Raw genomic sequence first — 503 nt, 5'->3', positions numbered from 1 at the left:
AGGCAGTTCTTTAAGATCTGCGCTGGCGGTATGGCGAGAAACACGGCAGTAGCGCTGGGCTTTGCCCCGGCAACTGCGCTCGAGGAGACACGGCAGTACAAATTGCTGCGCACGCGCGAAACCCGTAACACCTGCACATACTGTTCTGTCGGCTGTGGGCTGTTGATGTATAGCCTCGGCGACGGCGCGAAAAACGCCAAAGCATCCATTTTCCATATCGAAGGCGATCCGGATCATCCGGTCAAGCGTGGTGCGCTCTGTCCGAAAGGGGCTGGTCTGGTGGACTTTATCCATTCTGAAAGCCGCCTGAAATTCCCGGAATATCGCGCGCCAGGCTCCGATAAATGGCAGCAAATCAGTTGGGACGAAGCGTTCGATCGCATCGCCAAGCTGATGAAAGAGGACCGCGACGCCAACTTTATCGCGCAAAACGACGCCGGCACCACCGTCAACCGCTGGTTGACTACCGGGATGCTGTGCGCCTCCGCCTCCAGTAACGAAAC

General features: G+C 57.5%; 1 protein-coding gene. It reads left to right on the top strand.

Going from position 1 to position 503, the window contains the following annotated elements; translation table 11 throughout:
- Positions 1–30: 30 nt before the first annotated feature.
- A partial coding sequence (locus PKE79_RS16800; RefSeq protein ID WP_498071620.1) for a molybdopterin-dependent oxidoreductase occupies positions 31–503 on the top strand: 473 nt, incomplete at its 3' end.

This window comes from Microbacterium barkeri (assembly GCF_027921765.1).
Taxonomy (GTDB): domain Bacteria; phylum Actinomycetota; class Actinomycetes; order Actinomycetales; family Microbacteriaceae; genus Microbacterium; species Microbacterium barkeri.
Note: the sequence above shows the minus strand (reverse complement) of the source record. Positions and strands in the feature narration are given on the sequence as shown.